Genomic DNA, 19,082 nt, shown 5'->3' with positions numbered 1-19,082 from the left:
CCTCCGCGGAAGCCGATCGCGAGTAGCGTGGCGGCGTGCCCCCGCAGTCCGCTCGCCCGCTCGGCGATCCTCGCCTCGCCGTGACGCTGAGCGGCGGCGGCGCCTTCGGCGCGGCGCACGTGGGAGTTCTCCAGGTCCTCGAGGAACGCGGCATCCAACCTGGAATCGTGACGGGGACGAGCTCCGGTGCACTCGTCGGGTCCGCGTATGCGGCCGGACTCGACGGAGAAGCGATCGAGCGGATCGCCCGGAGGTTCCGCTGGAACCGGATCGCGCGCTTCACCGCCCAGCCGCGCTGGGGGCTGCTGGACACGCGCGTCGTCACGGACGCCATCCACCGGCTGCTGGGCGAGGACCCGCGCATCGAGGACCTGCCACGCAGATTCGGCGCGGTCGCGACCGACCTGCGCACCCGCCAGGCGGTGACGATCGACAAAGGTCCGCTGAGCGCAGCGCTGCGTGCCACCATCGCGGTGCCGGGGCTGCTTCCGCCCGTCCATCTCGGCGGCCGGCTCCTGGCCGACGGCGGCATGGTCGACAACGTTCCCCACACGGCGGCGCGGGAGCTCGGTGCCGAGCGGGTGATCGTGGTCCATCTCCACGCCAAATGGGAGAACGTGCGGATGATGCGGACGGTCACCAAGATCGCGGACCTGGCGAACGATCCCACCGTCGTGCTGGTCCAGCCGGAAATGGAGCGGATGGCCCAATGGACCATGAAGGACGTGCCGCGCCTCATCGCCGAGGGCCGGAGAGCGGCGACCGCCGCACTGGATGACGTCTGACCGGGAGCCGCGTCGCATTCGTCATCCTTCGAGGGTGATGAGTCCCGCGCCGATACGCGGGAAGGTGGCATCGGCACGATAAGCGGCCGCAACCCGCGGACTTCCGCGCAGACGAAGGGCAATCGCCATGACTGGTAGCTTCTGGGACTTTCTCCTCTGGGTGTTCTGGTTCTACATCCTGTTCGCGTGCATCTGGATCTTCATCACGATCATCATGGATCTGTTCCGCGACCACACCCTGAACGGCTGGGGCAAGGCCGGCTGGGTCATCTTCCTGGTCGTCCTCCCGTTCCTCGCCGCACTGATCTACCTGATCGCCCGCGGCCAGGGCATGACCCAGCGTGAGCTCGAGCGACGCGGTCAGGCTCAGAACGAGGCGAACAGCTACATCCGCAGCGTCGCCGGCACCTCCTCGCCCACGAGCGAGATCGAATCCGCGAAGAAGCTCCTCGACTCGGGAGCGGTCACGCAGGCCGAGTACGAGGCGCTGAAGGCCAAGGCCCTGGCCTGACCTCGCGCTGAGAAGCCCGCGCCGGCGTTGCCGGCGCGGGCTTCTCTCTGCTTCCGCTCGGACCGGCCACCGTCGAGACTGGGGCGATGCTGACGCAGATCGCCGCGGGCGTGTTCGTCCACGAGAGCGAATTCCTCCAAAGCAACTCCGTGGTCGTGCAGGGCCGGCACGGCGTGCTGCTGATCGACCCGGGCATCACGCTCGACGACCTGGAGTGCCTCGCGAACGATGTTCGCGGCCTGGGGCAGCCCGTCGTCGCCGGGTTCTCGACGCACCCCGATTGGGACCACCTGCTCTGGCATCCCGAGTTCGGCGACGTGCCGCGGTACGGGACCGCGCGGGGCGCGGCATCCATTCGAGAAGTGCTCTCCAGCGCGGACTGGAAGGAGCAGATCGCCGAGGGACTGCCGCCTGAGCACGCGGACGAGATCCCGATGGAGCTGCTCGGTCTCATCTCAGGCCTGCCCGCCGGCACCTCGCACATTCCCTGGGATGGTCCCGCGATCCGGATCATCGAGCACCAGGCCCACGCGCCCGGGCATGCGGCGCTGGTCATCGAGGGCGGCCGGGTCCTGGTCGCCGGTGACATGCTCTCGGACATCCTGATGCCGTTCCTCGATCTGCAGGCCGAGAGCCCGATCGACGACTATCTCGCGACTCTGCGCCTGTTCGACGAGCTGACAGACGATGTGGACGTCGTCATCCCCGGGCACGGCTCGGTCGGCGACGCCGGCGGTCTGCGCGAGCGGATCGCGTCGGACCGGGCGTACGTCGAGACCCTGCGTGACGGCGGGACCTTCGACGACCCGCGGATCGGCCCGGCAGCGCCCCTCGAGTGGCTGCCCGACGTGCACGAGTTCCAGCTCGGGCAGGTCACCCGATCGCGCAGCTAGCCGCGAAGCCCGGATCGCCTGTCACGATCGATCGCCCTCGCGACCGCGCGAGCGTGAAGCCCGATCTGGAAGAGCTGGCCCTTCAGCGGATTCGACATCCCGACGAACCGCAGGCCGGGCACGCCCGGCGCAGCGCGTGGTCCGGTCACGAGCGGAACACCGCGTTCGTCGAGAACACCGAGGTGACCGACGAGCGGCGAAAGCCCGGTCGCGTACCCGGTGGCGGCGATCACGGCGTCGGGTGCGAGCCGGCTGCCGTCGATCAGCACCGCCTCCGGTCCGTCGAAGCGCTCCAGGGACGGGACCGGCACGACACGCGACGCGCGGAGCGCTGCGACGAGCCCGACATCGATGGTCGGCGTGACACCGGTCGCGCGCGTCTGGGCGACGACTCCGAGGTCGGGCGCCGGCATCCCGTAACGGGTGAGATCTCCGAGCACCGTGCGCTGCAGCAGGCGGTTGAGGGGGTCGACCAGCCACGCGGGCAGGAAGTCCATCGGGATCGCCATCAGCGTGGTCGGCACCGGACCCAGCTGTCGGGGGATGACGTTCGGGGGCGTGCGGATCGACAGGCTGACCTCGGCGGCCCCGTGCTCGGCGAGGTCGGCGGCGATCTCGGCGCCCGTGTTGCCGGCGCCGACGACGAGCACTCGCCTGCCGGTATACGGGCCGGCGCTGCGGTACTCGGACGCGTGGACCACCGTTCCGCCGAAGCCGGCCTGACCTGCCCAGCGCGGCTGGATCGGCGTGTGGCTGTACCCGGTCGCGATGACGACATCCCGCGCCGTGATCTTCTCGTCGGCGGTCACGGCCACCCATCCGGAGCCATCGCGCTCGATGCGCCGCACCTCGGTGCCCAGCCGTGGTTCCAGAGCATGATGCCGCGCGTACACCCGCAGGTACCAGGCCATGTCGTCCTTGCCGACCCATCGGCCGAACCGTCGAGGCATGCGCAGACCGGGAAGAGCCGACTGGATGCGGGGCGTATGAAGATGGAGCCGGTCATAGCGGGCGGACCACGAACCTCCGACGGCGTCGCCGCGGTCGACCACGAGCGCCTCGATTCCCCGACGGCGCAGGCAGGCCGCCACCGCGAGTCCGGCCGGCCCGGCCCCCACGACAAGCACGTCCGCGCGCATAGCCCCTCCACGCGAAACGCTAGTGCCGTGCGCCTCCCGCGTCGAGAAGCGCGCGTCGTGGTGGTTCCCGTGCCCGCCGTGAGACGATGCACCGGATGGACACCGTGAGTCGAGACGAACTGCAGGAGCTCCGCGCGCGGGCGTACGGCCCGGGCGCGGACATCGAGCAGGATGCCGCGGCATTGCGCCGGCTCCACGAGCTCGAGACCCAGAGCCGCGCGGCGACGGATGCCGATGCCGGCGCGACCGCGGCAGAGCCTCCGTCGCCTGCGCCGATCGTCGTGCGGGCCGAGGTTCCGATCGAGGCGCCGATTCCGGCGCCGGCAGCTCCGGCGACGCCGGCGGCTGCGACGTCGTCGCCAGGGGAACCCGAGCCCGCGACCACGGTTGTCGCAGACCTCGTCCCGCCGAAGAAGCGGCGTCTGTCGCGAGGGATCAAGGTCCTCTGGGCACTGTCGGTGGCGGCATCCGCTGCTGCAGCAGCAGCCATCACGTTCGGACTGACGTACATCGCCCCGGTCAACGTCTCGAGTGGCGCGGAGCAGATCGCGACTCTCCAGCCGGTGCCCGCGATTCCGATTCCCCCGGGGTGGATGGGCGCCGGCCCCAGCTCACGGGTCTGGCAGTTCAACGGCTTGACTCTCTTCGAGACCACCGGCGGCTTCTACGGTCCTACGGGCACCGATTGCATCGCCGCCGCCGCGACCGAGACCATTCCCGAGGCGGACTCCACGCCTGACAGCTGGACGTACAACGGGATGATGTACTCCGCTTGCCGCGTGGGTGACTTCCCCACCTCGCTCGAGCTTCCCGTCGACAGCAGCAGTCCGGACGAGATCCGCGCGCAGTTCCCTGAAGACAGCGCTCTGCAGTTCGTGCTCGAGGGCGACCGGATCGGGGTCTTTCTCGATACCCCATAGTCACCGTGAATCCTGCGCCACGAGTGGTCATGGCCAGAAATGGGCGCAGACTGGTCACATGGGGTTCCTCAAGGCGATCAAGAACCGCGAGCATCGCGTGGCGCCGACGACCTGGGTCGTCGGCATCGCTGCCGTGGTCTACACGTTCGTGCCGATCGACCTCATCCCGGAGTTGATCCTCGGACCCCTCGGATTCGCCGACGACCTCGGCGTCTGGGCTGTCTTCGGCGTCCTCTTTGCTCGCGAACACGGTCGCTGGCGGGCCGGCATCGACTCGAAGAAGACCTGAACCTCAGCGAGTTTTCAGACACGCGCGCCGCGGCCCTCACCTGCCCGTCGGAGGCGTATCGTCTATCGCGGTCCTTCGGAGAGTCCGAGGGACAGGTGAGCCGGGAAGTCTGGTCGGCACGTTTCGACCAGCGCACTGAGAGGCAGCACCATGACTGCAGACCTGATCGTCCGCGGCGATCACCTCGCCGTACTCTCCCCGTTGACCGTCATCCAGGCGCCGGGTTCTGAGTCGCCGCGAGCGCTCGTGTGGGGGCTCGACCTCCGGCATGAGGCCACCCGCCACGCGGCGCAGAAGCGATTGAAGCAGGTGTCGCGAGAGGTCGCCGGATTCGCCGCGACCTATCCGCGCCTCACGCATGTCCTCGTCGCGTACACCCACGGCGGTTCCCTGCCGGAAGGCACTTGCCTGGCGACGGCGGCACAGACCTCGACGCGCATGCACGCCACCCTCGAGCGCACGCGGGGCCAGTCGATCGACGTGGTCACGCTCGACGTGACGGGCTGGGAGGACGGCGAGCTGCTGCGCGACCGCATCCTCGAAGCCGTCACGGGCAACGCGAGCGCAGCGGGTGACGTCGCACTCGGCTGGCACGACATCGTGGACATCCCGATCCACGCCGCCGCCATGCGGCAGTTCTACTGACGCACCGTCGGTCAGGGAGATCCGGGCAGGTCGATGTCTCCATGCCGGAGCAGGTCGCCCTCTTCCTCGGCCTCCGCGCCGCGCGGGTTCCGGAGGCGGTCGATGCGTTCCTGCATGTACTGCACCGCTTCGCGGTTGTCGGGCGCCTCGACCGTCGAGTTCGTGGACTCCACGATCATGATGCTCGCCTCGTTCAGGAGAAAGGCCGCATCGACGGTGTTTCCATCGCTTCCGATCGCGCGCACCGACACGGTGTCCGCCCGTGAGGCGAGCGCCAGCACCCGGGCGTACTCCAGCAGCGAATCGGCGGCTTCGTCATCCATCAGCAGCGATTTCTCGGCATACGTGACGTGCTTCATGACTGCACGATAGGCCGCGTCGAGCTCGTCGGCACGGGCCTTGACATCGGGATCGCGGCCCGGGACGACCCTACGCCGCTTCCAGCTCGCCGCGCACGATGGAGTCGCCCGAGTGCAACGGGTCGCCGTCGAGCGGCTCGACCGAGATGTCGACGAGGCTGTACTCCGCCAGATCGATGCCCGCCGGCACCACGAACGTGCCGCGGTCTCCGTCCAGGATCCCGAGGCTGACCAGCGCGGAGGCGTCACCTCGGATGAGCCAGACCTCGCGGTAGCCGTCTCCGCCGGCGTCTCCGTCCAGGCTGACGGTGAGCGTGACGGTGCCGTCCCGGTCCTCCTCGACGGTGGCGGTGCCTTTCGCGCCGGGATGATCGGGGAAGGCCGTGAGGGATGCCGCGGCCACCGCCGTCGGTCGCACGGCGTTCGTGATCCCCCACACGCCGGCTCCGAGCGCGACGACGAAGGCGAGCGACGCAGCGAGCACCCATACCGTCCGACCGCGACGCCGTCGTGGCCGTGATTCGTTCTCGCGCTCGGCGTCGGGCTCCGGCGTGCGATCACCCAGTTCGAGCTCCTCCGAGATCCTCAGCCACACGCGATCGGGCGGCGTCTCCAGTCCGCTGTCGTCGACGGCTGCGCGCCCGACGAGGGCGGCGTGGCGCATCGCGACCAGCTCGGCCGTGCACGCGGGGCACGCGGCGAGATGAGCGCGGTCGTCGGGAGACTCGACCGGCTCGTCCATCGCGAGCAGCGCGAGCTGTTCAGGGTCGATGTGCGACACGGGTCACCTCCAGACTGTTGCGCATGCGAGTGAGGCTGCGCCGGATGTGGCTCTTCACGGTACCGAGCGGCATCCCGAGCCGGTGCGCGATCTGCTGGTGCGTCAGGTCGTCGAAGAACGCGAGCCGCATCACCGCCTGCGCATCGGGTTCGAGCTCCTGGAGCTCGGCGGCGACGAGAAGCGTCTCGGCGAGGTCGGGCGGCTCGCGGACGAGATCTTCCGGTCGGGTGGTGCGCTGGAGCTCGGCCTGGATGGCCCGCACCTTCGCGCGCGACTCATGGGTGTCGGCGATCCGATGCTTCGCGATCGCGATCAGCCAGGTCGACAGTCTGGCCTTGGCAGGGTCGAAGTTGGTGCGCGAGGTCCAGGCCGACACGAAGGTGCGCTGGGTGACGTCTTCGGCGTCACTGCGGTCGCCCAGGGAGCGCAGCGCGAGGGTGAAGACGACGGGAGACCACCGGCGATAGAGCTCTTCGAGCGCCCGGTCGTCGCCGGCGCGGAAACGCGCGTTCAGCAGCGCCTCCGCTTCCGCGTCGCGCTCCATCCGACTCTCGCCTCCCGTTCGGGCCGCCGTGCCCGTGGTGCCGTCAACCGTACGCCCTGGTGCGGGCTCACAGTGGTGTTCGGCGCAGAGGTCGGATTCGGATGCACCGGGCGTGCATCCGATCGTGCGGAGTGGACTCAGAGGTCCTCGGGCGAGAGGTCCCCCTGACCCTCCTCGCCGAGCCCCGCGAGTGTGGGGTCGACTCCCTGCGTCTCGGGCTGCTCGGAGCGGCGCGGGAGATCCTCAGCTGGAATCTCGTCGTCGTCCGAGGGGATGTGAGCCGGATCGTCGCCGGTCGCCGTCGGGCCGGCGAAGTCGTCGGCGACGCCCTCGTCTCGCGCGGCGGTGCGGTCCCACTCCGCCTGGGCGGGGTCCCGCGTGGGGTCGGGTTCGATCGAGGTGTCTCCGTCGCGGAGCGGCTGCAGGGCGGGGTCGCCGGTGCCGAGCACTGCGTCGGAAGAGGAATCGGATGCCGTCGTGTCGGTCATGACTCCACGCTAGAAGCGGCGGCCGCAGCGCCTGCAGGGGCTTGACAGCCGTGGCAAAGACGCCGCCCGAGCCGCGTGGCCTAGGGTCGACCCATGGGCACGACCGCCACCGCGTACCTCACCGGCTTCGGCCGGTACCTCCCCGGTGATCCGGTCGACAACGACGGGATCGTCGCTCGTCTGGGCGGCGACGACAAGGTCACCGAGCGCATCCGCCGCCGCATCCTCGAGTCGAACGGCATCCGTCAGCGTCACTACGCGCTCGACGAGCGCGGCGAGCCGACCGAGCTGAACGAGGGCCTGGCGGTCAAGGCTCTGCAAGCCGCTCTCGACGATCGCGGGATCGGAGCCGCCGACCTTCGCATGCTGGCGTGTGCGACCACCATGGGCGACGTGCTCGTCCCCGGTTTCGCCTCGATGGTGCACGGCCGCCTCGGCGGCGGCCCGATGCAGCTGCTGTCGGCGTCCGGCGTGTGCGCGTCCAGCCTCGCCGCGCTCGACGCGGCTGTGAGCAAGATCCGCCTCGGAGACCACCCGGTCGCGGCCGTCGTCGGCTCCGAGCTGCCGAGCAGGAGCCTGCGCCAGCGCCGGTTCGACGGCATCCGGGCGGGGATGGACTCGCACTTCCTGCGCTGGATGCTCTCGGACGGCGCCGGGGCCGTCGTCGTGGAGTTCCAGCCGCACCCGACCAAGCCGTCGCTGCGCGTCGACTGGGTGCGCCACGTCTCCCTCGCCCACGAGCACGACGTCTGCATGCGAGCCGGCATGGCGGGCCCCGAGACCCGTGTGGGAGACACCTGGCAGGACGTCGGCATCGACGAAGCCGAGGCACGTGGCATGTTCGTGCTGCGCCAGGACGTGAGCATGCTCGACGACCTCGCACAGACCGGCATCCGGCAGTTCGAAGAGCTCGTCGACATCGGCCTGGTCGACGTCCATCACCTCGACCACGTCGTGTGCCACTACAGCACGAACATGTTCCGCGACGTCGCGTTCGAGGCACTGCGCCGCCGCATCCCCACGCTCGACACCGACCGCTGGTTCTCGAACCTCGAGACCCGCGGGAACACCGGATCCGCGAGTATCTTCATCGCGCTCGAAGAGGCGTGGCACGCCGGCCGGTTCGCCCCCGGAGAGACCGTGCTGCTCGCTGTGCCCGAGTCCGGACGCTTCTCGTTCGCGTTCGCCCACCTGACCGTCGTCGCCCCGCCCGGATCACAAGGAGCCTCCGCATGACCGACACCACGACCATTCCTGCCTCGACGGATGCCAGCACGCTGCCCGACCGCCTCGCTGCCGTGTGGACCCAGCTCGAGGAGCACCTGGCGAAGGTTCCCGTGCTGCGCCGGCTCGACGAGGGAACCGTGACCCTCGATGACTACAAGCGGCTGCTGTTCAACCTCCGCCAGCAGGTCGTCGACGGCTCGCCGTGGATCTCACGCGCGGCGTCGAGCTTCGACATCGAGCACTTCGAGCTGCGAGCGGCCGCGATCCGCCACGCTGAGGAGGAGCACCGCGACTACCTCATGATCGAGCGGGACTACGTCGCGGTCGGGGGTTCGCTCACCGAGCTGCGGGCGGGGCGGAAGAACGTCGGCTCGGAAGCGCTGTCCGGGTACATGTTCCACTACGCGGCCCAGCCCAACCCGGTCGGGCTGCTGGGGGCGATGTTCATCATCGAGGGACTCGGCGCGAAGCGTGCGGCCGGATGGGCCGCGCGCTTCCAGGAGGTCCTCGGGCTGGCCGACAATCAGGTGCACTTCATGCGCTACCACGAGCAGGCGGACGCCGCGCACACCGGCGACATGGATGCGATCCTCACCTCCGGCATGATCGACGATGCCGCCGCCGATGACATCGTGCGCTGCGCACAGGTGGTCGCTCGCCTTTACGCGCTGCAGCTGGAAGAGCTGGATCGCTGAGATGGCCGGGCGACCGACGATGCCGGAGTTCGTGCGCTCGGACCCGAGCATGTGGGAGGCGATCTACTCGGATCCGTCGGTCCCGCTCGACCGGTCGCTGGTGCGGCTGATCATCGACGATCAGCGGCGCCTGTCGCGGCGCTGGCTGTACCCGATCGTGCGCGTCTTCTCACGCGTCCTGGTGGCGCTCATCTCGATCGTGAAGCGCGTGCTCCCGTTCCGGTGGATGCCGCTGCGGACGATGGACTTCCTCTGCGTGTGGTTCCTGCGCCATTTCGTCTCGCCCGACGCCGTCGAGCTGCTCATCCGCCACTTCGTGGTGGAGACGAACCTGGTGAACTTCATCATCCGCAACACCAGTGTGCCGATGGAGCCGGTGACCCTGAGGCCGGAGACGCTCGCCGGCCTCGGCGACTCCGCGGTGGTCGAGCACGACGTCAACGTGTACGACGTGCTCATCGCGCTGGACGGCGTGCCCCTGACCGCGCCGGCCGCGCTCGACTTCACCCAGCTCGACATCCCCTGGCTGGATGCCGAGCGGCATCAGCGCCGCTTCCTCCGCCTCGACATCCAGACGGCACTGTGCTTCATGAACATCCCGTTCTCGATGGCGCTCACGCTCGAGGAGTATCGCCGGGCGGTGCACTCGATCCGGTTCGACGACTCGTTCATGGAGATCCTGGCGCTGGTCTGCGACGACGACACCTTCCGGCATTGGAAGCTCGGCGGGCTGAGCCTCTGGATGGACTCGAACGTCGACGTGCCGCGTATGGTCTACCGCCACGCACTCGTCTGCGAGTACGCCCACGCGCGTCTGGTGAAGCTCGCCGGCGGGGCGTATCCGCGCGAGACGCCGGCGGCCTTCGACTGAGCGCTGTCAAGCCCGTCGCCCGCCGGCGCGACCCGCCGTACCTTGGGGGCCGTTCGACGAGGGAGGGCGCTTGACCGTTCGGATCGGAACGTCTGGGTGGAGCTACGACCACTGGGACGGCGTCCTCTATCCCCCGGGCCTCCCGGTGGCCAGGCGACGCGACGTCTACACCGCCGAGTTCGACACGGTCGAGCTGAACGCGAGCTTCTACCGGTGGCCACCGGCGCCGCGCTGGGCGGGGTGGGCTGAGCGGCTCCCGCAGGGGTTCGCCATGTCGGCGAAGGCGCCGCGCGGGCTGACGCACGCGCGCAAGCTGTTCGAACCGGAGGTGTGGGTCGACCGGATGACCGCCGGCTGGCACGAACTCGGCGATCGCCGGGCGGTGATGCTCGTGCAGCTGCCACCCACGCTCGAGCGAGACGACGAACGCCTGGGGTATTTCCTCGGCCGGGTGCCGCCGTGGATGCGGACGTCGGTCGAGCTGCGGCATCCGTCGTGGAATCACGACGAGGTCTTCGATCTGCTGTCCCGCCATCGCAGCGCGTACTGCGTCATGAGCGGAGCTCAGCTGCCGTGCATCCTTCGAGCCACCGCCGACATCGTCTACGTGCGCCTGCACGGACCGAGCTCCGAGCATCTCTACGCGGGCTCGTACTCGGACGACGATCTTGCCTGGTGGGCCGACCGCATCGGCGAATGGCGTCGGTCGGGGCACACCGTTTACGCGTACTTCAACAACGACGGCGAGGGTCATGCCGTCCGCAACGCGCGGACGCTCAAGGTTCTCACCGGCGCATGACCGCTGCTCCTCAGAGCCCCTCGGCGATCTCCTTGATGGCCTGCAGGCGGCGGTCCCAGGCGGCGCCGAACTCGTCGAGGCGTCGCGCGGTGGCGCTCAGCTCTGAGCCGACGATGCGGTACTGCACCTCGCGGCCCACGCGCACCGTCTCGACCAGGCCGACCTCCTGCAGAACAGCCAGATGCTTGGCGATCGCCTGGCGGCTCACCGGCAGGCGCCCGGCGAGGGCGGATGCCGAGGCATCCCCCTCGCCGAGCGCCGCCAGGATGCGCCACCGGGTGGGGTCGCCGAGGGCGGCGAACACCGGAACCAGGGTCTCGGTCGTCACGAGCCGCTTTCGAGGAGCGCGACGAGCTTGTCGAGCTCGCCGTTCCAGCCCTCGCGGTGGTCGGCGAGGTTCGCGGCCGGGTCCGAGGTGTTCTCGAAGCCGGTCTCGACCACCGTCAGCTCGGTCCCGCCGGCCACTTCGGCGAGCGTGAAGGTGAAGACGGTCGAGTGTGCGTCGTCGAGTTCCTCGGGCACCACGCCGCTGGCGTCGTCGTTGCCCCAGCGGTACGAGACGGTGCGCCGCGGGTCGATCGCCTCGATGCGGACGGGGATCGGGTCCCGATCCGGCCACGTCAGAGTTCCCCGGGCGCCGGCGCCGGTCCCCTCGAAGGCCGCCTGCCCGAACCAGCGCGAGATGTGCGCGGGCTCGGTCACGGCCGCCCAGACCTTCTCGACCGGTGCCGAGATGCGGATGGTGCGCTGCACCGAGAATGCGGCGTCGTCGACGACCGACGACGGGTTGACTGTCATGCTCACGATCCTGTTCCTTTCGTCCTTGCCGTGCAACCTCGAAGTTGCACAGTCACTGCAACTCGATGGTTGCACAAGGCCTCTCGGAAAGCAACCATGCGGTTGCAGTAAGCCTCAGGACGAGCGCTCCAGTTCCTCGCCGATGATGCGGGCCGCCTCGGGGAAGCGCTCGGGATCGGGTCCGGAGTAGTTCAGCCGGATGTGGGGAGCGGATGCCTCGGCCGGGAACCACTCCGTTCCATCGGCGATGATCACGCCGCGGCTCTCGCACCGACGCGCCAGGTCCTGAGGGTCGGTGCCCTCGGCGAGCCGCAGCCACAGGTTCAGCCCCCCGCGCGGAACCAGCTCGAGGTGCGCCTGCGGCGCGTGCTCGCGCAGCGATGCCACCAGCAGGTCGCGCCGTGCCCCCAGCAGACCCCTCACCGACCGGAGGTGCGTGCGCCAGGCCGGCTGCGTGACCACGTCGAGCGCTGCCGCCTGGAGCAGCCCGCTCACGTACATCGACTCGGCCGCACGGTCGGCGAGGATGCGGTCGCGCGCAGGCCCACGCGCGGTGACGGCGGCGACCCGCAGGGCGGGCGAGACGCTCTTGGTCAGGGTGCGGAGATAGATGACGTGACCGTCGTCGTCGAACGCCGCGAGGGGACGCGAATCGGCGTCGATCGCGAGGTCGTGCGCCCAGTCGTCCTCAATGAGGAATGCGCCGCGGCGCCGTGCGATCTCGAGCACCTCGCGGCCGCGCTGCACGGACCACTGCGCCCCGGTCGGATTGGCGAAGTTCGGCTGCACGTAGAAGCCGCGCGCGCCCGTCTGCTCGAACGCCCGCTCGACGTCGACGGGGTCGGGGCCGTCGGGTCCGGAGGCCACCGGCACGAGGGTCACGTTCGCCTGGGCCGCCGCGAGGATGGCGCCCCAGTACGTCGGCGACTCGATGAGGAGCGGATGCCCCGGCCCCACGAGCGCCCGGAAGATCGAGCTCAGTCCGCTCTGGCTCCCCGAGAGGATGAGAACGTCTCGCGCCGTGGCGGGCGTCACGCCGGCCGGGGCCGCGTGGGCCAGCTCCGTCGCGAACCAGGACTGCAGCTCGGGCATCCCCGCCACCGGCGAACGCGAGATGACGGCATCCGTCCGCGCTGCCCTGGTGATGGCGGCCCGGACGAGCCGCTCGGGAAGCAGTGCGCGGTCGGGATAGCCGGCGTGGAGCCCGATGGCATCCGGAGCCGTCGAGCGCTGCGCGGCGGGCAGTGCCAGCGTCCGGGACTGCGGTGCGCCGAGCGCGGACGTCTGCCACCCGTAGTCGACCGGACGAGCCGCGCGGGTCGCCCGCACGAACGTGCCGACGCCGGGACGGCTCTCGATGAGCCCAGATGCGGCGAGCGCGCGCATCGCCTTCTGCACCGTGACCGGGCTCGCGCCGTACTCCGCGGTCAGCTCCCGGCTCGAGGGAACCCTGGCGCCGGGCGGCGCCGACGAGATCCAGCGGCGCAGTCCTGCGACGATGCGGTCGGTGCTATCGTTGCCCATGTCAGCACAGAGTAGCGTTATCGTCCGCGAATCCCCAGCGCTATCCATGCGCGCCGGGCTGCTGTGGGGCCTGCTGGGCGTCCTCGCCTTCTCGTTCACCGTCCCGTTCACGCGCATCGCCCTCGGTGGCTTCCCCCCGCTGTTCATCGGCGCCGGTCGCGCAGTGGTCGCCGCAGCCCTCGCCGCGGCCGCCCTGGCGCTCACCCGGCAGGCGCTGCCCGATCGCCGGCAGTGGGCGCGCCTGGCCATCGTGGCGGGCGGGGTCGTGGCCGGTTTCCCACTGCTGACGTCCTTCGCGCTCACGACCGCCTCGGCCACCCACGGCGCCGTCGTGATCGCGTTGCTTCCGGCGGCGACAGCGGTGATCGCGGTGCTCCGTGCACGCGAGCGCCCTGCCCGCTCGTTCTGGGTGTTCGCGGGTCTCGGCGCCGTTGCAGCGGTCCTGTTCGCCGCAGTGCACAGCGGCGGCTTCGGCGGCCTGCACTGGTCGGACCTGCTGCTCTTCGGCGCCGTCCTCGCCGCGGCGATCGGGTACGCCGAGGGCGGGATGCTCTCGCGCGAGCTGGGCTCGTGGCAGACGGTCTCGTGGGCACTCGTCCTCGCCGCGCCGCTGATGATCGTGCTCACCGCGATCTCCGTCATGCAGCAGCCGCCGTCGGCCACACCGGTGGAGTGGGCGGCGTTCGGCTACCTCGCGGCCGTCAGCATGTTCCTCGGGTTCTTCGCCTGGTACCGCGGCCTGGCGATCGGCCCGATGTCCCGCGTGAGCCAGATCCAGCTCGTCCAGCCCGTGCTGACGATCCTGTGGGCCGCGCTGCTCCTCGGCGAACCGCTCACCTGGCAGACGCTCGTCGGCGGCGCGGCCGTGATCCTGTGCGCAGGGCTCGCCGTCCGCAGCCGGCTCGACCCGAAGCGCCTCCTCCGCGGCGGCCCGTAGGTCAGGCGATGCGGGTGCCCGGGGGCAGCCGGCGCGCCGGCGTGCTGGTCCGCGCGTAGGCCCACCAGAGCAGGCCGGCGGCGAGCAGGATCTGGAGCGCAAGCCCGACGAACCAGCTCGGCGTGCTCTGCGCGATGGTCTCCTCGGCGGTCGGCGGATTCTGCTCGAGCGGAGTCTGCGTGCACTCGTCGTAGAAGGTCTCCCTCTCCGGCGGCTGCTGCGCCATGCGCACGCCGAACTTGATCTGGCCGAAGAGGTCCACCGGGTTGCCGAAGCGGTCGAACTGGCTCGGCGTCGCATCGGCGAGGATCACGAAGGGGTTGGCGGCGAGCAACCACCACACCCGGTCGAAGCGCGGCACCTCATAGGTCCACTGCTCCCACTCGCCGCACGCCGGCGTGGGGTCCTCTTCGCAGGGGTAGTCGTCCGACGACTCCTCCCCCGGCATGCAGGGGAAGGTGCCGTCCTCGTACTCCGACCAGTCGATCGACCGCGTGTTGTTCACCTGCTCGGTGCGCATCGTCGCGCCGATCAGCCCGAAGGCGATGAGCGTTCCCACGACGAGGGCGGCGACGACGAGATACGTGGTGGCGACGGAGAACAGCGGGCGCGCGATGATGCCGCTCAGGCCGACGCCGATCGCGGCGATGATCCCGACCTCGACGATCAGCACGAGCAGCGAGACGACGATGGTGACGGCATCCGCCCCGCCCGCCAGCGTCGCGGCGATGAGGAACGGCACCGACACCGCGACGAAGGCCAGGCCGGTGATCCACGCCGCGATGACCTTGCCGAAGAGGATCTCGCCCGTGGTCGCGAGGGTCACCTGCACGGGAGCGAGGGTCGCGGCATCCCGATCGCCGTTGACCGAGTTGCCGCTCAACGTCGGCGATACCAGGACGATGAGCAGCAGCGTGATGTACACGATCGTCGAGTAGATCGCCGAGCCCTGCTCCTGCTGCGCCCAGCTGTAGGCGAGGAACGAGAGCACCGTGACGATGAGCAGCAACAGCGCGAACACGCCGAGCAGGACGTACCAGGCGATGCTGCGGGTGCGCTGCGTCAGCTCGAGGCGGACGACCGTGCCGAGGCGCTGAGCGTTCATTCGGAGGCCCCCTCGCTCGTCGGCCCGGTGGGCAGGTCTGTCGGTGGCAGCGCCGGCGACGGAGGCGCCTGAGGCGGAACGCCGCTGCCGAGGTCCAGGAACGTGTGCTCGAGGCTGCCCTGCGCTGCGGCGAACTCGGCGACGGGGAGGCCTGCGGCGATGAGCTCGCGCAGGGCAGAGGCCGCGGTCTCGTCCGAGTCGAACGCGACGAGCACATCGCGGCGATCCACGACCGCGGCGGCAGCGTCGATCCTCAGCGCAACCGCGACCTGAGGTGCGGCGACGGATGCCTCGGCCCCGGCCAGCCGCACACGCCAGGTGCGCGCGCGGCGAGAGGCCGCAGCGACGCGACCGGGGTCGACGGTCTCGCCCGCCAGCAGGAAGACGGCGTCGTCGACGACCTCTTCGAGCTCGGAGAGGATGTGGCTCGAGACGAGCACGGTCCGACCCTCGGCGGCGAGCCGGCGCAGCAGCACGCGCAGGTCGATGCGGGCCTGGGGGTCCAGGCCCGAGGCGGGCTCGTCGAGGAGCAGCACCTGCGGGTCGTGCACAAGCGCCCGGGCGAGCCCGAGCCGCTGCTTCTGTCCGCGCGAGAGCACCTTGGCCGGGGCATCCGCCAGTGGCATCAGACCGACTTCGGCGAGAAGCACCTCTGCCCGCGCCGCGGCGTCGGCCTTCGGCATCCCGTACAGCCGCGCCGTGACGACGAGCGTCTCGCGCGAGGTCAGCGAGTTCCAGGCGCCGAGGGCATCGGGCATCCACCCGATGAGCGCTCTGGCCGCGTGCGGATCGGTCACCGGGTCGACGCCGCCGATGCGGATCGTGCCCGCATCGGGGGCGAGCAGCGAGGCGAGCATGAGCAGGAGGGTCGTCTTGCCGGAGCCGTTGGGGCCGACGAGTCCCGTGACGCGGCCGGCGCTCGCCCGAAGGGTCACGCTCCGCACCGCCTGGACCTCACCGAACGCGCGACGGACTCCTTCGACGACGATGCCGGGGGAGGTCACGCGACTCACCCTAGCCACACCCCCGATCCCGTCGCCTCCGGCGCGCGGCGGACCTGAGCCCTCGCTTGGCGAGACGCGACGGACCGGCGCGCGGCGCGCTCAGGAGCGGAAGAACGCCACACCGAGATCGGGGTGGTCGACGAAGACGCCGTCGACTCCGGCATCCCGGATCACCGCCCACTCGGCTTCCCAGTCGCCGAAGGCCGACGGACCACCCGAACCGCGGAACTGCGGGATCAGGAAGCGGTTCTCGGGGCGGCAGGTCCAGGTGAAGACCCGGAGACCCCGGTCATGGGCGTCGGCCACGACGCTCGACGGTCCGCTGGTGCGTCCGAGCTTGTCGGGCGCGAGGATCATGCGCTTGTCGACGCTGATGCCGTCCACCCGGCCGGCGAGCTGGTCGAGCCCGGCGGGGGCCGCCGTCTGCCGGTAGGTCAGCGCCGCCTTGCCGTGCGCGGTGAGCAGGTCGAACGGCCGACCCGAGGCCTCGAGCAGGTAGACGTACGCGGCGACGACACCGCGGTCCTGCAGGGCGTAGAGCACCGTCGACTCGAACGCCTCGATCGTGAGCGGCCACTCCCCCGACGCCCAGCCGGCCTCGCGAAGCTCGGCATCGACCATGGCGGCGACGTCCCACCCGAGCGAGGCGAAGTACGTCACGTGCTTGATCTCGAGAACGACGCCGATCTCGCGCCCCTGCTCGAGCGAGCCGGCCCGCACCAGGTCGAGCACATCGCGCAGCCGCAGCACGCGCTGCTCGTCGTCGAAGCTCGCGCTCGAGAGCCGGATCTCGGGCAGGCGCTCACGGCAGCGCAGGGTCGAGAGCTCGTCCCACGTGAAGTCCTCGGCGAACCATCCGGTGTGCTCGGTGCCGTCGATGGTCTTCGTGGTCCGGCGGTCGGCGAACTCGGGGCGATCCGCGACATCCGTCGTGCCCGAGATCTCGTTCTCGTGCCGCACCACCAGCACGCCGTCGCGCGTGACGACGATGTCGGGCTCGACGGCGTCGACGCCCAGCTCGAGCGCCAGGTCGTACGACGAGCGCGAGTGCTCGGGGCGATATCCGGGCGCACCGCGGTGGCCGATCACGAGCGGGGTCCGGCGGGGCATCGTCTCAGGCTACCGGCGCGGGATGACGCCGCTCCCGGCGCCGAATCAAAGCCAGCTTCCAGCCGCCGTCTGCCTCATCGGGCGGCGTGTCGGATATCGTTGATCCACAGCAACGCGCTGTACCGAACCCCTCGACTTGGAGTGTGAGAGCAGTGGCCCTCAACAACCCCGCGTTCAACAGCCCGGCCTTCCAGGACCCGAAGACCGCCGGCGGCCGGCAGGTCGGCCTGACTCCGCCGCCCGCCGCGCAGACGCAGTACGCCACGGCGCAGCGCGCCGGAACGGATGCCGCAGCCCAGGCGCACCTGGAAGGCATGTACTCCGCCCCCGCCGCCGGCGCCATCGAGACCGACCGCATGTCGGTCGAGGACACCGTCTGGAAGACCGCCGGACTGTTCGCCGTCCTGCTCGTCACCGCTGTCGCCGGCTGGGTCTGGACGATGGCGGGCGTCACCGCCATCAACCCGAACCCGTCGATGGCCCCGTGGCTCATCGGCGCACTCGGCGGCTTCGTGCTCTCGATGGTGATCATCTTCACCTCGCGCAAGAAGGTCCGCCCCGCGCTGATCTTCGCCTACGCCGCGTTCGAGGGTCTCTTCGTCGGCGCCATCTCCGCGTTCTTCGAGTTCATGTGGCCCGGCATCGTCGTTCAGGCGACGCTCGCGACCTTCTCGGTCGTCGGCGTGACCTTGGCGCTCTTCGCCAGCGGCAAGATCCGCGCCTCGAAGAAGGCCACCAAGGTCTTCCTGATCGCCATGGTCGGCTACCTCGTCTTCTCGCTGATCAACATCGTGCTCATGTGGACCGGCGTCACCGACGGTGCGTTCGGCATGCTCAGCGAGACGATCATGGGCATCCCGCTCGGCCTCATCATCGGCGTCCTCGTCGTCATCATGGCCGCGTACTCGCTCGTGCTCGACTTCGACCAGATCCAGCAGGGCGTGCGCAACGGCGCTCCCCGTCAGTACGGCTGGCTCGGCGCCTTCGGCATCATGGTCACCGTCGTGTGGCTGTACGTCGAGATCCTGCGCATCATCGCCATTGTGCGCGGCAGCAACTAGCCCTACGCGCTCCGCGCTCGAACGGCCGCCCGGTTCTCCGGGCGGCCGTTCTCGTTGTCGCTGTGCACAGAATCGGATTCGGCGGGCAACACGCCGCCATCGGATGCCGCGTCCCCGCGTGTCGCGCAGGATCTCCGACTCTGTGCACGAGCGGCCGTTCTGCTTTGAGCGGAACGGGTCGAAGGCTGCGGCATCCGCGTTCTATCGTGACCGCATGGCCGAGATCATCCACCTGCCGACCAAGCCCGCACCGCGGACGCCTCGCGAGCCAGAGCCGCTGTGGCGTGACGCGCTCGGCGACAGGCTGCGGCGACTGAGGCACGAACGCGGCGAGCGCCTCGCCGATACGGCCGACTGCGCCGGCGTCTCGCCGCAGTACCTATCCGAGATCGAGCGCGGGCTCAAGGAGCCCTCGAGCGAGATGATCGCCGCCGTCGCCGGAGCCCTCGAGGTGACGCTGGTGGAGCTCACCGCCGCGGTCGTGGACGACCTCCGCTCGCACGCTGTCGAGCGCGCGGTGGTCGGCGTCCGCGCGAGTTACTCACTCGCGGCCTGAGCTTCGGCGTCGTCTGTGCGAAATCAACCTTCGCGGCGCCC

General features: G+C 70.1%; 24 protein-coding genes. 13 read left to right on the top strand and 11 right to left on the bottom strand.

What is annotated here, in order from left to right:
- The first annotated feature begins 35 nt into the window (after nt 1–35).
- From ASD56_RS07340 to ASD56_RS07330, 3 genes are all read left to right on the top strand, one after another.
- Nucleotides 36–785, top strand: a complete 750-nt coding sequence (locus ASD56_RS07340) for a patatin-like phospholipase family protein (RefSeq protein WP_055963099.1) — start codon at nt 36–38, stop codon at nt 783–785.
- Between the two features lie 127 nt (nt 786–912).
- A complete protein-coding gene (locus ASD56_RS07335; RefSeq protein WP_200947465.1) occupies nt 913–1,296 on the top strand; it encodes an SHOCT domain-containing protein in 384 nt (127 codons plus the stop codon).
- An 86-nt stretch (nt 1,297–1,382) separates the two neighbouring features.
- Nucleotides 1,383–2,189 carry an MBL fold metallo-hydrolase gene (locus ASD56_RS07330; protein WP_055963093.1) on the top strand — a complete coding sequence of 269 codons (807 nt, stop codon included), beginning with the start codon at nt 1,383–1,385 and terminating at the stop codon, nt 2,187–2,189.
- On the opposite strand, the gene ASD56_RS07325 is transcribed toward ASD56_RS07330, so the two are convergent.
- Nucleotides 2,186–3,328 (bottom strand): flavin-containing monooxygenase, encoded by a 1,143-nt coding sequence (locus tag ASD56_RS07325; protein ID WP_055963091.1) that lies wholly within the window; start codon nt 3,326–3,328, stop codon nt 2,186–2,188. The two genes, ASD56_RS07330 and ASD56_RS07325, sit on opposite strands and share 4 nt — an antisense overlap.
- A 95-nt stretch (nt 3,329–3,423) precedes the next feature.
- Between ASD56_RS07325 and ASD56_RS07320 the strand changes: the two genes are divergently transcribed.
- The 3 genes from ASD56_RS07320 to ASD56_RS07310 all read left to right on the top strand — a co-directional run bounded on the left by ASD56_RS07320 (nt 3,424) and on the right by ASD56_RS07310 (nt 5,182).
- The gene (locus tag ASD56_RS07320) at nt 3,424–4,248 is read left to right on the top strand and encodes a hypothetical protein (protein ID WP_055963088.1); all 825 of its coding nucleotides are present in this window, start codon (nt 3,424–3,426) and stop codon (nt 4,246–4,248) included.
- A 58-nt stretch (nt 4,249–4,306) separates the two neighbouring features.
- Nucleotides 4,307–4,537: a DUF1232 domain-containing protein gene (locus tag ASD56_RS07315; RefSeq protein ID WP_055963086.1), complete on the top strand. Its 231-nt coding sequence runs from the start codon at nt 4,307–4,309 to the stop codon at nt 4,535–4,537.
- A gap of 150 nt (nt 4,538–4,687) precedes the next feature.
- Nucleotides 4,688–5,182, top strand: a complete 495-nt coding sequence (locus ASD56_RS07310) for a hypothetical protein (RefSeq protein WP_055963083.1) — start codon at nt 4,688–4,690, stop codon at nt 5,180–5,182.
- A gap of 11 nt (nt 5,183–5,193) precedes the next feature.
- On the opposite strand, the gene ASD56_RS07305 is transcribed toward ASD56_RS07310, so the two are convergent.
- From ASD56_RS07305 to ASD56_RS07290, 4 genes are all read right to left on the bottom strand, one after another.
- Nucleotides 5,194–5,541, bottom strand: a complete 348-nt coding sequence (locus ASD56_RS07305; protein WP_055963081.1) for a hypothetical protein — start codon at nt 5,539–5,541, stop codon at nt 5,194–5,196.
- 70 nt (nt 5,542–5,611) lie between these two features.
- The gene (locus ASD56_RS07300) at nt 5,612–6,322 is read right to left on the bottom strand and encodes an anti-sigma factor (protein ID WP_055963078.1); all 711 of its coding nucleotides are present in this window, start codon (nt 6,320–6,322) and stop codon (nt 5,612–5,614) included.
- Nucleotides 6,303–6,866 (bottom strand): RNA polymerase sigma factor, encoded by a 564-nt coding sequence (locus ASD56_RS07295; RefSeq protein WP_055963075.1) that lies wholly within the window; start codon nt 6,864–6,866, stop codon nt 6,303–6,305. The genes ASD56_RS07300 and ASD56_RS07295 overlap by 20 nt, the downstream gene beginning before the upstream one ends.
- A 137-nt stretch (nt 6,867–7,003) precedes the next feature.
- The gene (locus tag ASD56_RS07290; RefSeq protein WP_055963072.1) at nt 7,004–7,354 is read right to left on the bottom strand and encodes a hypothetical protein; all 351 of its coding nucleotides are present in this window, start codon (nt 7,352–7,354) and stop codon (nt 7,004–7,006) included.
- Between the two features lie 93 nt (nt 7,355–7,447).
- Here ASD56_RS07290 and ASD56_RS07285 point away from each other — a divergent pair, with 93 nt between their 5' ends.
- The 4 genes from ASD56_RS07285 (at nt 7,448) to ASD56_RS07270 (ending at nt 10,946) form a co-directional block, all read left to right on the top strand.
- Nucleotides 7,448–8,590, top strand: coding sequence for a 3-oxoacyl-[acyl-carrier-protein] synthase III C-terminal domain-containing protein (locus ASD56_RS07285; protein WP_055963068.1), 1,143 nt, complete (start codon nt 7,448–7,450; stop codon nt 8,588–8,590).
- Nucleotides 8,587–9,276 carry an iron-containing redox enzyme family protein gene (locus ASD56_RS07280; protein WP_055963065.1) on the top strand — a complete coding sequence of 230 codons (690 nt, stop codon included), beginning with the start codon at nt 8,587–8,589 and terminating at the stop codon, nt 9,274–9,276. The genes ASD56_RS07285 and ASD56_RS07280 overlap by 4 nt, the downstream gene beginning before the upstream one ends.
- A 1-nt stretch (nt 9,277) precedes the next feature.
- Nucleotides 9,278–10,147, top strand: coding sequence for a DUF6999 family protein (locus ASD56_RS07275; protein WP_235565549.1), 870 nt, complete (start codon nt 9,278–9,280; stop codon nt 10,145–10,147).
- Nucleotides 10,148–10,217: 70 nt separating this feature from the next.
- Nucleotides 10,218–10,946 (top strand): DUF72 domain-containing protein, encoded by a 729-nt coding sequence (locus ASD56_RS07270; protein WP_055963061.1) that lies wholly within the window; start codon nt 10,218–10,220, stop codon nt 10,944–10,946.
- Nucleotides 10,947–10,956: 10 nt separating this feature from the next.
- Here ASD56_RS07270 and ASD56_RS07265 read toward each other — a convergent pair whose 3' ends face one another.
- The 3 genes from ASD56_RS07265 to ASD56_RS07255 form a co-directional block, all read right to left on the bottom strand.
- Nucleotides 10,957–11,274 (bottom strand): ArsR/SmtB family transcription factor, encoded by a 318-nt coding sequence (locus ASD56_RS07265; RefSeq protein WP_055963058.1) that lies wholly within the window; start codon nt 11,272–11,274, stop codon nt 10,957–10,959.
- Entirely contained in the window at nt 11,271–11,744 is a 474-nt protein-coding gene (locus ASD56_RS07260; RefSeq protein ID WP_055963056.1) for an SRPBCC domain-containing protein, read from the bottom strand. Before ASD56_RS07260 ends, ASD56_RS07265 begins: the two co-directional genes overlap by 4 nt.
- Nucleotides 11,745–11,858: 114 nt before the next feature.
- Nucleotides 11,859–13,268, bottom strand: a complete 1,410-nt coding sequence (locus ASD56_RS07255; protein ID WP_055963054.1) for an aminotransferase-like domain-containing protein — start codon at nt 13,266–13,268, stop codon at nt 11,859–11,861.
- On the opposite strand from ASD56_RS07255, the gene ASD56_RS07250 reads away from it, so the two are divergent.
- Nucleotides 13,267–14,205: a DMT family transporter gene (locus tag ASD56_RS07250; protein ID WP_055963051.1), complete on the top strand. Its 939-nt coding sequence runs from the start codon at nt 13,267–13,269 to the stop codon at nt 14,203–14,205. The two genes, ASD56_RS07255 and ASD56_RS07250, sit on opposite strands and share 2 nt — an antisense overlap.
- Nucleotide 14,206: 1 nt before the next feature.
- Here ASD56_RS07250 and ASD56_RS07245 read toward each other — a convergent pair whose 3' ends face one another.
- The 3 genes from ASD56_RS07245 to ASD56_RS07235 form a co-directional block, all read right to left on the bottom strand.
- Nucleotides 14,207–15,310: an ABC transporter permease gene (locus ASD56_RS07245; RefSeq protein ID WP_055963050.1), complete on the bottom strand. Its 1,104-nt coding sequence runs from the start codon at nt 15,308–15,310 to the stop codon at nt 14,207–14,209.
- Nucleotides 15,307–16,314 (bottom strand): ABC transporter ATP-binding protein, encoded by a 1,008-nt coding sequence (locus tag ASD56_RS07240; protein ID WP_055963047.1) that lies wholly within the window; start codon nt 16,312–16,314, stop codon nt 15,307–15,309. The genes ASD56_RS07245 and ASD56_RS07240 overlap by 4 nt, the downstream gene beginning before the upstream one ends.
- A 99-nt stretch (nt 16,315–16,413) precedes the next feature.
- A complete protein-coding gene (locus tag ASD56_RS07235; protein ID WP_055963043.1) occupies nt 16,414–17,424 on the bottom strand; it encodes a glycerophosphodiester phosphodiesterase family protein in 1,011 nt (336 codons plus the stop codon).
- A gap of 152 nt (nt 17,425–17,576) precedes the next feature.
- Between ASD56_RS07235 and ASD56_RS07230 the strand changes: the two genes are divergently transcribed.
- Complete coding sequence (locus tag ASD56_RS07230) at nt 17,577–18,485, top strand: Bax inhibitor-1/YccA family protein (protein WP_055963041.1); 909 nt, start codon at nt 17,577–17,579, stop codon at nt 18,483–18,485.
- Nucleotides 18,486–18,699: 214 nt separating this feature from the next.
- Nucleotides 18,700–19,041: a helix-turn-helix domain-containing protein gene (locus ASD56_RS07225; RefSeq protein WP_055963826.1), complete on the top strand. Its 342-nt coding sequence runs from the start codon at nt 18,700–18,702 to the stop codon at nt 19,039–19,041.
- Nucleotides 19,042–19,082 lie beyond the last annotated feature (41 nt).

Origin of the sequence: Microbacterium sp. Root166 (assembly GCF_001427145.1) — a bacterium.
Lineage (GTDB): Bacteria > Actinomycetota > Actinomycetes > Actinomycetales > Microbacteriaceae > Microbacterium.
The sequence above is the reverse complement of the archived record's forward strand: the minus strand, read 5'-3'. Positions and strand labels throughout refer to the sequence as shown.

Excerpts from the sequence above, each read along its gene's own strand:
- ASD56_RS07335 (WP_200947465.1), top strand. The coding sequence starts at position 913 with ATGACTGGTAGCTTCTGGGACTTTCTCCTCTGGGTGTTCTGGTTCTAC.
- ASD56_RS07330 (WP_055963093.1), top strand. The coding sequence starts at position 1,383 with ATGCTGACGCAGATCGCCGCGGGCGTGTTCGTCCACGAGAGCGAATTC.
- ASD56_RS07325 (WP_055963091.1), bottom strand. The coding sequence starts at position 3,328 with ATGCGCGCGGACGTGCTTGTCGTGGGGGCCGGGCCGGCCGGACTCGCG.
- ASD56_RS07320 (WP_055963088.1), top strand. The coding sequence starts at position 3,424 with ATGGACACCGTGAGTCGAGACGAACTGCAGGAGCTCCGCGCGCGGGCG.
- ASD56_RS07315 (WP_055963086.1), top strand. The coding sequence starts at position 4,307 with ATGGGGTTCCTCAAGGCGATCAAGAACCGCGAGCATCGCGTGGCGCCG.
- ASD56_RS07310 (WP_055963083.1), top strand. The coding sequence starts at position 4,688 with ATGACTGCAGACCTGATCGTCCGCGGCGATCACCTCGCCGTACTCTCC.
- ASD56_RS07305 (WP_055963081.1), bottom strand. The coding sequence starts at position 5,541 with ATGAAGCACGTCACGTATGCCGAGAAATCGCTGCTGATGGATGACGAA.
- ASD56_RS07295 (WP_055963075.1), bottom strand. The coding sequence starts at position 6,866 with ATGGAGCGCGACGCGGAAGCGGAGGCGCTGCTGAACGCGCGTTTCCGC.
- ASD56_RS07290 (WP_055963072.1), bottom strand. The coding sequence starts at position 7,354 with ATGACCGACACGACGGCATCCGATTCCTCTTCCGACGCAGTGCTCGGC.
- ASD56_RS07285 (WP_055963068.1), top strand. The coding sequence starts at position 7,448 with ATGGGCACGACCGCCACCGCGTACCTCACCGGCTTCGGCCGGTACCTC.
- ASD56_RS07280 (WP_055963065.1), top strand. The coding sequence starts at position 8,587 with ATGACCGACACCACGACCATTCCTGCCTCGACGGATGCCAGCACGCTG.
- ASD56_RS07275 (WP_235565549.1), top strand. The coding sequence starts at position 9,278 with ATGGCCGGGCGACCGACGATGCCGGAGTTCGTGCGCTCGGACCCGAGC.
- ASD56_RS07260 (WP_055963056.1), bottom strand. The coding sequence starts at position 11,744 with ATGACAGTCAACCCGTCGTCGGTCGTCGACGACGCCGCATTCTCGGTG.
- ASD56_RS07250 (WP_055963051.1), top strand. The coding sequence starts at position 13,267 with ATGTCAGCACAGAGTAGCGTTATCGTCCGCGAATCCCCAGCGCTATCC.
- ASD56_RS07255 (WP_055963054.1), bottom strand. The coding sequence starts at position 13,268 with ATGGGCAACGATAGCACCGACCGCATCGTCGCAGGACTGCGCCGCTGG.
- ASD56_RS07245 (WP_055963050.1), bottom strand. The coding sequence starts at position 15,310 with ATGAACGCTCAGCGCCTCGGCACGGTCGTCCGCCTCGAGCTGACGCAG.
- ASD56_RS07235 (WP_055963043.1), bottom strand. The coding sequence starts at position 17,424 with ATGCCCCGCCGGACCCCGCTCGTGATCGGCCACCGCGGTGCGCCCGGA.
- ASD56_RS07225 (WP_055963826.1), top strand. The coding sequence starts at position 18,700 with ATGGCCGAGATCATCCACCTGCCGACCAAGCCCGCACCGCGGACGCCT.